Annotated in this window: 11 protein-coding genes and 1 other RNA gene; all 12 read right to left on the bottom strand. The window is 44.8% G+C overall.

Features of this window, described 5'->3' with window-relative positions:
* Positions 1 to 306: 306 nt before the first annotated feature.
* Positions 307 to 573, bottom strand: a complete 267-nt coding sequence (locus ACFQ3J_RS26600) for a pro-sigmaK processing inhibitor BofA family protein (RefSeq protein WP_091161786.1) — start codon at positions 571 to 573, stop codon at positions 307 to 309.
* Positions 573 to 818, bottom strand: a complete 246-nt coding sequence (locus ACFQ3J_RS26595; RefSeq protein ID WP_311288312.1) for a DUF2508 family protein — start codon at positions 816 to 818, stop codon at positions 573 to 575. The genes ACFQ3J_RS26600 and ACFQ3J_RS26595 overlap by 1 nt, the downstream gene beginning before the upstream one ends.
* Positions 819 to 1,168: 350 nt before the next feature.
* Positions 1,169 to 1,768 carry a recombination mediator RecR gene (recR, locus tag ACFQ3J_RS26590; RefSeq protein WP_091161788.1) on the bottom strand — a complete coding sequence of 200 codons (600 nt, stop codon included), beginning with the start codon at positions 1,766 to 1,768 and terminating at the stop codon, positions 1,169 to 1,171.
* A gap of 29 nt (positions 1,769 to 1,797) precedes the next feature.
* On the bottom strand, positions 1,798 to 2,109 hold the full coding sequence (locus ACFQ3J_RS26585; protein WP_047914323.1) for a YbaB/EbfC family nucleoid-associated protein: 312 nt from the start codon (positions 2,107 to 2,109) through the stop codon (positions 1,798 to 1,800).
* A gap of 39 nt (positions 2,110 to 2,148) precedes the next feature.
* Positions 2,149 to 3,894, bottom strand: coding sequence for a DNA polymerase III subunit gamma/tau (gene dnaX / locus ACFQ3J_RS26580; protein ID WP_251584828.1), 1,746 nt, complete (start codon positions 3,892 to 3,894; stop codon positions 2,149 to 2,151).
* Between the two features lie 336 nt (positions 3,895 to 4,230).
* Positions 4,231 to 4,497, bottom strand: an RNA gene (gene ffs / locus ACFQ3J_RS26575) — signal recognition particle sRNA large type.
* 26 nt (positions 4,498 to 4,523) lie between these two features.
* Positions 4,524 to 4,685, bottom strand: coding sequence for a hypothetical protein (locus ACFQ3J_RS26570; RefSeq protein WP_379294386.1), 162 nt, complete (start codon positions 4,683 to 4,685; stop codon positions 4,524 to 4,526).
* A gap of 5 nt (positions 4,686 to 4,690) precedes the next feature.
* A complete protein-coding gene (rpmE, locus tag ACFQ3J_RS26565; protein WP_047914325.1) occupies positions 4,691 to 4,888 on the bottom strand; it encodes a 50S ribosomal protein L31 in 198 nt (65 codons plus the stop codon).
* Positions 4,889 to 5,027: 139 nt separating this feature from the next.
* Positions 5,028 to 6,377 carry a transcription termination factor Rho gene (rho, locus tag ACFQ3J_RS26560; protein ID WP_251584830.1) on the bottom strand — a complete coding sequence of 450 codons (1,350 nt, stop codon included), beginning with the start codon at positions 6,375 to 6,377 and terminating at the stop codon, positions 5,028 to 5,030.
* Positions 6,378 to 6,680: 303 nt separating this feature from the next.
* Positions 6,681 to 7,934, bottom strand: coding sequence for a UDP-N-acetylglucosamine 1-carboxyvinyltransferase (locus ACFQ3J_RS26555; RefSeq protein ID WP_091161793.1), 1,254 nt, complete (start codon positions 7,932 to 7,934; stop codon positions 6,681 to 6,683).
* Between the two features lie 183 nt (positions 7,935 to 8,117).
* Entirely contained in the window at positions 8,118 to 8,972 is an 855-nt protein-coding gene (gene fba, locus ACFQ3J_RS26550) for a class II fructose-1,6-bisphosphate aldolase (protein ID WP_091161794.1), read from the bottom strand.
* A 233-nt stretch (positions 8,973 to 9,205) separates the two neighbouring features.
* Positions 9,206 to 9,586: a response regulator gene (locus ACFQ3J_RS26545; RefSeq protein WP_091161796.1), complete on the bottom strand. Its 381-nt coding sequence runs from the start codon at positions 9,584 to 9,586 to the stop codon at positions 9,206 to 9,208.
* Between the last annotated feature and the right edge of the window lie 22 nt (positions 9,587 to 9,608).

Raw genomic sequence — 9,608 nt, 5'->3', positions numbered from 1 at the left:
ACGAGAACATTATGTTCTCTTTATTTTGCTCCATCATTCATACGGTCTTGCGACGCGTACCGAATGATCTCGCTAAGCATTTTCAAAGAAAATGCCACTCACTCGTTGTTCAGTTTTCAAAGATCAAATTTCTTTTTTTGTTTCATCGCTTTGTTTCAGCGACCTTTATAATATATCATGTTTGGCGCCTTGTCGTCAAGAGTTTTTTTCAATTAATTTTTCGTGTGTTGTGTACACTTATTAATTTAGTTAGCTCTTAAAAGGGCCGAGATATAATGTACCACATTACTTCATTTAAAGTCAACACTAAAATAAAGAGATTTTTAATCCGTAAAGCAAAGCTACTCCTGGCAGTCCAAGCACCGTAACCGTACCTATCGTCGCAGGGTTTATGGGTATGTTCACCTCTCCAATTAATCCGGAGTAGTTAACAACATATATACCCAGAGCTGCGAGCACTAAATGAACACCAAAAGAACTGATCCACTTAAAACCTATCTTTCTTCTAAATAGAATGACAAGAATAAGAATCAAGGATACGGAAAGCACTCCCCATAGAATAACACTCTTCACTATACCCCTCCTGCTTCTTTTGTCAGACTTATTGCGCTGATCTCTTTAATAGCATAATGGCTCTTCCCATCCAAGCCAGCCTGTTTCGCTCTTTTTAATTGCATCTGGTATTTTCTCTCTGCAGCCTCAAGTGTAAAAATCGCATAATCGATCTGATCCTGCCCTACAGCTTCTTCAAACATACGGTGTGCATGCTTCCATTCTTCATGCGCAGTCTGGATGTCATCCAAAATTTCCGTACCCATTCGTTTCTCTTGTAATGCTGCATTGCTATCCTTTGCACCCCATGCTTTGATCCAACCCATCACCATTCTGCATCCCCTCCCGAGAAATTAGGCCTTAACCTTTTTTGAATCCAGAAAGAACAATTTGAAACAGCTGCTCATATTAAACAGGCATTTCAATGGCTTGCGAGGAAATCACAAGCGCAGGTGTCAACAAATCTTCAGCTCCTTCTGGATCTCCATCGGTCCGCAATTCTCTTAATGCGTTATTTCATACATATCGCGAGAGGGACAAACTTAGAACACATAAAAAAAGAAGCCCCAGAGACTCAGAGCTTCTTACATCTGTACAGTTCGCTTAATAAAATGATCTAGTTCAATTGCCGGCGGCCTTCCAGCGCCTTAGATAATGTTACTTCATCTGCATATTCGAGATCCCCGCCTACAGGCAGACCATGAGCAATCCGGCTCACAACAATCTCAAATGGTTTAACCAGTCTCGAGATATACATTGCCGTTGCTTCTCCTTCGATATTTGGGTTCGTCGCCAGGATAAGCTCCTTCACCCGCTCATCACTCAAGCGAGTAAGCAATTCCTTCAGCCGGATATCATCCGGTCCAATCCCTTCCATAGGAGAAATCGCTCCTTGCAGAACATGATAATAACCGTTGAATTCTTTGGTTCGTTCCATAGCTACGAGGTCTTTAGGATCCTGTACAACGCAGATCACGGATGTATCCCTCGTCTTATCCTGACAAATGCGGCACGGATCCGTATCCGTAATATTACAGCACACCGAACAATAGTGAAGATTCCGTTTCACACTTACCAGCGCTTTGGCAAAATCAATCACATCATCTTCTTTCATGTTCAGTACATGGAAGGCAAGGCGAGCGGCCGTTTTGGGACCGATGCCGGGCAAACGTGTGAAAGCATCTATAAGCTTCGCAATCGGTTCCGGATAATACAAGTTAAGAATTCTCCTTCTGTTGGCTCAAATTAGAACAAGCCAGGGATTTTCATACCGTTCGTAAATTTGCCCATGTCCTGGTTAGCCAGTTCATCAGCTTTGCTCATCGCATCGTTCACTGCAGTCATAACAAGATCTTGCAGCATTTCAACATCTTCAGGATCTACCGCTTCAGGCTTGATTGTAATTGAGATCAGTTTCTTGTGACCATTCACTTCAGCCGTTACAACCCCGCCGCCAGAAGAACCTTCTACAGTCTTCGTGCCAAGCTCCTCTTGAGCCTTGAGCATTTGCTCCTGCATTTTTTTGACCTGCTTCATCATTTGATTCATATTGTTCATCTGTGTCATCTCCTTAAATTAATATCAAGTAATACACTCTTATTCCTTAATGATAACCAAATTCTCACCAAAAAGCTCGATTGCCTCATCAATCCAAGGCTCCTTCTGGTTCCCATCCTGCTCAGGCTCCAGCTTGAACTCCTCTTCCTTCTTCGTCTCCTGCGTACCTTCAATCGCAGTTAACCAATCCCGCTGAAGCATCGTCACCAGCCTTACCGGTCTGCCCAGCTGCTGCTCAAGCACACCTTCGATCACTTCTCTGTTCGCCGGCTTCTCCGTCGTTTCACGGTGAATATTGTTCTTAAAGGCGACGAGCACGGCATCCTCTAATGCAGATACAGGCTCTCCATCAACAAACCAGGCATGCACCGTTACTTTCTCTTCCTTGACTCGTTGAAGGATCTGTCCCCATTTGCTCGCAATATCGGTAAACTCCTTGCTGCCCTTCTGAGCGACGTACTGCTCCATGTTAGGAGGGAGCTTGGCAGGTCCCGATATTCTTGGCGCAGCTGTACGCTGATTCGATCGAGCAGAACCACTACCTGAGCCCTGTCCTGCACTCGCAGCTCCAACGCCGCCATTCTTCATCGCCTTCTCCAGCTTCTTCTCAAGCTCAGCAATTTGCCGCTTCATCGCAGCTATTTCTGAGGAATCCACGCTGGACTCCTGTCCCGCGGAAACCGATGCAGCAGCGCCACCCTGGGGAAGACTGCACAATTTGAGCAATGCGACTTCGAACAGCGTTTGGGGCTGAGCCGCGTATTTCATTTCACTTTGATATCGATTGAGCGTATCAATCACGTAAAACAACTGTTCTTTGGAAAAGGCATCTGCAATCGGCTTAAATGAGGCAGGATCAAGAACCCGATCCGTCATCCGATCTGCATTGGGCACCATCTTGATCAGGAGCAAATCCCGGAAATAGTACAGAAGGTTCTCCATACTCTTGTCCGCACTCTTGCCTTCCTGCATAAATTCTTCAACCGTCTGCAGAACATCACCGACTTCTCCTTTGAGGAGGAAACCAGCCAGCTTACCAAACTTCTCTGAGGGAAGCCCCCCTGTCATATCCAATGTCTGCTGATAGGAGACGTGTCCTCCTGTAAAGGAAGAGACTTGATCTAGAATGCTCAGCGCATCCCTCATACCCCCATCAGACAAACGCGCAATATATTGAAGAGCTTCATCTTCTGCTGTAATACCTTCTTCTTTACAAATCGCTGCAAGCCGCCCTGTCTGCTCTTCCAGGGATACCCTGCGAAAATCAAACCGCTGACAGCGAGAAATAATCGTAGCAGGAAGCCGATGCGGCTCTGTAGTTGCAAGTATAAACATCACGTGCGGCGGCGGTTCTTCCAGTGTCTTCAGCAAGGCGTTAAACGCTTCTGTCGTCAGCATGTGTACTTCATCAATGATGTACACCTTATGACGGACCTCGGTAGGGGCATACTTTACTTTCTCGCGTAAATCACGAATCTCTTCTACCCCGCGATTGGATGCAGCATCGATCTCCTGCACATCCATAACCGATCCGGACGTAATACGCCGGCATGCTTCACACTCATTACAAGGCTCTACCCGAGGACCCCGTTCACAGTTGACAGCCTTCGCAAGTATTTTGGCTGCGCTTGTCTTCCCTGTTCCACGCGGACCACTGAACAGATACGCATGCGAGATCCGCCCTTCACGTATGGCATTCTGCAAAGTCTGAATGATATGTTGTTGCCCAACCATGTCTTGAAACGACTGAGGCCGCCAAGCACGGTACAACGCAATATGTTCCACTGTGCTTTACCCTCTTTCCACATGTCTCATGACCTTTGTTTGTGGCTTCATTATACTATATTCCCTCTTGAATCAAAACTTTAAAAGTACATGAGAAGTATTTTCGTCAGTGCTGAATCAATTTCATAACTCATTAAAAAAAGTTGAATTTGAAACTATATAGACAAACTAAAATCATTTTAATCTGTATGACTCTTGATTAAAGCAGCTAAAAGTATTACGAAATGGAATCGGTTGTTTAAACGCAAAAAAATCTTTGCATTTCTAATGCAAAGATACCTATATACTATCTTATATTATCTATTTGAACAATAGACATTTATATTCAAATAAGAACCGTGCACCTGTTATTGATAATTGCGATCCAAGCGGCACCCCTGCATAACAACTCGGGTTAGGCCACCCTCCGGCACAAGAGTAGTCTTGCTTATGGCTGCTTCCTTCCGGACCTGACCAGATTCACAAGTACTCATTGCGGAGGACCCAACCGTCAACATTGCATGCAGGGACCAGCCTCACATCGGCAAAACCTCTAACAGGAATTCAACCTCGCTATAGCGGATTGCGAGTTACAGGGCACCGCTACCTCCCCATCTAGCACGGTGAAAATAAGTATATCGCATGCAGTATCAAAATGCAACCGGACTGCAATACTTTCCAGCTGCACCTGTATAAGAAGACTCTTCTACTCGTTCTTGTACCGAAGAGCAGCCTGCACAAAAATAAAACCCTCTGCCGTTCAGGCAGAAGGTTAAAAACAAATGAAGCTGACGAAGGCCCGTCAGCTTCATATAAATTACATTCCGTATTTTTTCTTAAATCTATCAACACGGCCACCAGCATCCAAGAATTTCTGTTTACCAGTGAAGAACGGGTGACATGCAGAGCATACCTCTACACGCAGAGATTCTTTAATAGAACCCGTTTCGAACGTGTTACCACATGCGCAAGTCGCAGTAGTTACGTGATATTTTGGTTGAATCGCTTCATTCATGACTTTCACCTCTTCTTGCCCTGAGCCGGCTAAAGGACCCAGAGTTATTAAGAACACAAAGTTGATTATAGCACGCTCTTCTACTCCACGCAATGCCTATGCAAATAAATGGTAGTTAAAGACTCGCTATGAGCTTCGATTAGGTTGTCGTTGCAGATGCCGCTGAAGTTCTGTTGGTGCGTCTTGCCGGCGCAGTGCTTGTGCCTGAACCAGAAGAGCTGCCGGGTTGTGCTTGACCACTATTGCCCGCCGTATCCAGTGATGCCAGGAACTCCGCGTTCGTCTTGGTATTGCGCAGCTTCTTAAGGAAGCCTTCCACAAAGTCATAACTTTCATTCATATTCTTGCGTACAGCCCAAATCGCATCGAGTTCATCCTTCGTAAGCAGTACTTCCTCACGGCGTGTACCGGAACGGCGAATATCGATAGCTGGGAAGATCCGGCGTTCAGCAAGCTTGCGATCAAGATGCAATTCCATGTTACCTGTACCCTTGAACTCCTCGTATATAATGTCGTCCATACGTGAGCCTGTGTCAATTAGTGCCGTAGCTAGAATAGTTAAACTGCCTCCCTCTTCCACATTCCGGGCAGAACCAAAGAAACGCTTCGGACGATGGAATGCAGCCGGGTCAATACCACCGCTGAGTGTCCGTCCAGATGGCGGAATAACCAGGTTATAGGCACGCGCAAGACGCGTAATGCTATCCAGCAAAATAACAACATCCTTCTTCGCCTCGACCAGACGAAGCGCACGCTCGAGAACAAGCTCAGCCACTTTAATATGATTTTCCGGAAGCTCATCAAATGTTGAGGCAACAACTTCCCCTTTAACAGAACGCTGCATATCCGTCACTTCCTCAGGACGTTCGTCAATCAGCAGTACAAACAATTCAATCTCCGGATTGTTGGTTGAAATGCTATTTGCTATCTCTTTCAGAAGGAGTGTCTTGCCCGCCTTGGGAGGTGCAACAATGAGTCCGCGCTGTCCCAATCCTACGGGAGCAAGCACATCCATAATACGGGTTGATAAATGCGTTGGGGATGTTTCAAGCACTAGCTTTTTCTGTGGGTATAGAGGAGTTAAGGCTGGAAAATGGAGTCTTTCGGCCGCAAGCTCAGGACTTTGACCATTGACGGCATTAACCTGAAGCAATCCGAAATATCTTTCATTCTCTTTAGGGGTACGGCACTTGCCGGATACGAGATCCCCAGTCCTTAAATCAAACTTACGAATTTGTGAGGAAGATATATAAATATCTTCTTTGCTCGGCAAATAGTTAATGGGGCGGAGAAAACCATAACCCTCTGGGAGGATTTCAAGTACACCTTCCATGAACATAAGGCCGCTTTGTTCTGCCTGCGCTCGAAGAATAGCGAAGATCAGTTCCTTCTTCTTCAGCTGGCCGTAATAAGGGATCTGGTACTTCTTCGCTAACTTGTATAAGTCAGTCAGCTTCATTTCTTCCAGATCGGAAATTTGTAGATCCATGCAATAACCACCTATTCAATTAATAAGTCCGTAAAATGGGAAGACTGACGGTCCAGTCGTATGTGTGCAAACTAAGTAATGATCATCTTCAATAACACTGCTTAGCATCCATTGTACGGAATTTACCTATCTGAATGCAAATAAGCAGCTTATTGGCGGTATAATTGCCATTGTTATGCAAGAAATCAGTATTAGAATAGGTTTACCCATTTTTCGAAGAGATATTCATATAAAATATAGATCGGATAACAAGGGCTATTCTTGAATATGTTTATCTCTTCGAATTTAAATCCGGTTATATCTCTATAGTGTCTGACGCCAAACATCGGCACCCAGCTCGCGTAGATTGGATACTAAGTTGTCGTACCCACGATCAATAAACTCTACACCGCCAACCTCGGTGACACCTTCCTCAACCGTTAATCCAGCAATGACAAGAGCAGCACCTGCCCGCAGGTCAGCCGCTTTCACTTTGGCTGCATTCAGTACATGACCTTCGATAATAGCAGATCTTCCTTCTACTCGAATCCTAGCACCCATTCGGATAAGCTCAGGTACATGCTTAAAGCGGTTGCTATACACAAAATCGCTCAATACACTCACTCCCTGTGCCTGGGTGAGCAGACTGGTCATTGGAGACTGCAGGTCGGTTGCAAAACCCGGATATACCAACGCTTTAACATCCACATGATCATAGCTTGGTTTGCCGATCACTCGAATGCTCTCATCAAGCTCCTCAATGCCAACACCCATTTCAATCAGCTTAGCCGTCAACGCCTCTAAATGCTTGGGGATGACATTATCAATGAGTACATTGCCACGAGTTGCAGCAGCTGCAATCATATATGTACCCGCTTGAATGCGATCAGGAATAATGGAATGTCTGCAGCCATGAAGCTCAGATTTGCCTTCAATACGAATCGTTTCAGTTCCTGCACCTTTAATCGATGCTCCCATGGAATTCAAAAGTGTTGCTACATCTATAATCTCAGGCTCTTTAGCCGCATTTTCAATAATTGTAGAGCCCTTGGCTCTTGTGGCCGCCAGCATAATGTTAATGGTTGCTCCCACACTGACAACATCCAGATAAATTTTGGCACCCTTGAGCTCTTTGGCATGAAGATGAATCGCGCCATGCTCATTCGTTACCGTTGCTCCCAGAGCTTCAAATCCTTTGATATGCTGATCAATGGGCCGAGGTTCAAAGTTGCAGCCCCCTGGTAATCCAATGGTTGCTTCTTTGAATCGCCCTAGCAAGGCACCCATCATATAATAAGACGCGCGAAGCTTCTTCACCGGCCCGTTAGGCATAGGCAGTGAAATAATATGAGAAGGGTCGATCTTCATCGAATTGCCATCCCAAGATACCGCAGCCCCGAGTTCCTCCAGAATTTCGGAATAAACAGCAACATCGCTGAGTAAAGGTAGATTATCAAGAATAACTTCCGACTCGGCAAGGATTGCCGCCGGAATGAGCGCTATGGCACTGTTCTTAGCTCCGCTAATGGTAACTGTGCCTTGGAGTGGCCTTCCACCACTGATCATTAATTTTTCCATAAGGTAAAGGGTCCTCCTAGAAATCACTTCTAGCCGAATTGAATAATTCTTATGGCAATGCAACACTGCGGATTATCATATAAATACATTAAACTTTAAAATACTTATTATGAAATGGAAAAACACCGACTATGCGGTGTGATTCCCATTTCATCTATTAAATTGAATCGTATGTCAAAGAACTTACGCTTGGTTGTTGGAACCAAACTCACGGATTTTGCCGATAACGGTTGCTTTGATTGCATCACGACCTGGAACGATATATTTACGTGGATCGTAAACATCTGGTTTAGCTGCAAGCACTTCACGAACTGTCTTCGTGAACGAGATTTGGTTCTCTGTGTTCACGTTAATCTTGGAAGTACCCAGGGAGATTGCTTTCTTGATGTCATGAGTCGGGATACCTGTACCGCCATGAAGGACAAGTGGAAGTGTAGTTGCGTTACGAATCTCTTCCATTTCAGCAAAGCCAAGGTTAGGCTCGCCTTTGTAAGGACCATGTACGGAACCAAGAGCTGGAGCAAGTGTATCGATACCTGTTTCGTTAACGATACGAACACAGTCGTCAAGTTTAGCGTACATTACTTCACCGACAACATCATCCTCTTGTCCGCCTACGATACCAACTTCAGCTTCAACCGAAACACCTTTGGAATGTGCATACTCAACCACTTTTTTAGTGATTTCGATATTCTCGTCGATTGCATGGTGGGAACCGTCGATCATAACGGAAGTGAAGCCTGCATCAATTGCTTCTTTACATTTATCAAAGCTGGAACCATGATCAAGATGGATGGCTACAGGCACGGTAATTTTCATATCGTGGATGAGGCCTTCAACCATTTTTACTACAGTATAGAAGCCGCCCATGTGTCGAGCTGCGCCTTCGGATACTCCAAGAATTACTGGAGATTTCTCTTCTTCTGCTGCAGCAAGAATAGCTTGAGTCCACTCAAGGTTGTTGATGTTGAATTGACCAACTGCATATTGACCTTTAAGCGCTTTGTTTAACATGTCTGTCATTGATACTAATGGCATGGTTTAAATCCTCCTAGTGTCTTTGTTTGTCTATGGTTATTAGCCGACATCACATACAGCCATTATTATACCACATCCGATGTTAAATACTAAACAAAGGTTTGAAAAATAAATAAGCTGTACAGACGCCCTGCCATTTTGACTTCTAGCAGAAGACAGGGCGCTGGCAAAGCGATGCGATTTACATGAAAACCACAAAAAATCCTGCCCGTTAAGACAGGACCCTATACATCCTATAATTCGTTCTTTACCCCGCCAAGCTGCATATTAACCGCTATGCGCATCTCATCAATGTCAAACGGTTTGGTGAAATGCATTAGTGCTCCAAGCTCGGTAGCTTCTTTAATCATGTCAAGCTCGCCATATGCGGTCATCATAATGACCTTGATTTCAGGGTTCATCTCTTTGATATGCTTCAGTATTTCCAGACCATCCATTCCTGGAATTTTCATATCCAGTAGAACCAGATCTGGGGAATGCTTTTGAACAATTTCCAGTGCAATTTTGCCATTAGCGGCCTGGTATGTTGTATACCCTTCGCTGCTAAACACTTCCATGAGCAAAATACGAATTCCATTCTGATCATCAACTATCAATACTTTTTTGTTATTCAAAGTCTTACCTCCCGCATCAATC

Origin of the sequence: Paenibacillus provencensis, assembly GCF_042678545.1 — a bacterium.
GTDB classification, from domain to species: domain Bacteria; phylum Bacillota; class Bacilli; order Paenibacillales; family Paenibacillaceae; genus Paenibacillus; species Paenibacillus provencensis.
The sequence above is the reverse complement of the archived record's forward strand: the minus strand, read 5'-3'. Positions and strand labels throughout refer to the sequence as shown.

Bases quoted from the DNA above. Each gene is read 5' to 3' on its own strand.
- ACFQ3J_RS26595 (WP_311288312.1), bottom strand. From the start codon at position 818: ATGGGTACGGAAATTTTGGATGACATCCAGACTGCGCATGAAGAATGG.
- ACFQ3J_RS26585 (WP_047914323.1), bottom strand. From the start codon at position 2,109: ATGAACAATATGAATCAAATGATGAAGCAGGTCAAAAAAATGCAGGAG.
- ACFQ3J_RS26570 (WP_379294386.1), bottom strand. From the start codon at position 4,685: ATGAAGCTGACGGGCCTTCGTCAGCTTCATTTGTTTTTAACCTTCTGC.
- rpmE (WP_047914325.1), bottom strand. From the start codon at position 4,888: ATGAATGAAGCGATTCAACCAAAATATCACGTAACTACTGCGACTTGC.
- rho (WP_251584830.1), bottom strand. From the start codon at position 6,377: ATGGATCTACAAATTTCCGATCTGGAAGAAATGAAGCTGACTGACTTA.
- ACFQ3J_RS26555 (WP_091161793.1), bottom strand. From the start codon at position 7,934: ATGGAAAAATTAATGATCAGTGGTGGAAGGCCACTCCAAGGCACAGTT.
- fba (WP_091161794.1), bottom strand. From the start codon at position 8,972: ATGCCATTAGTATCAATGACAGACATGTTAAACAAAGCGCTTAAAGGT.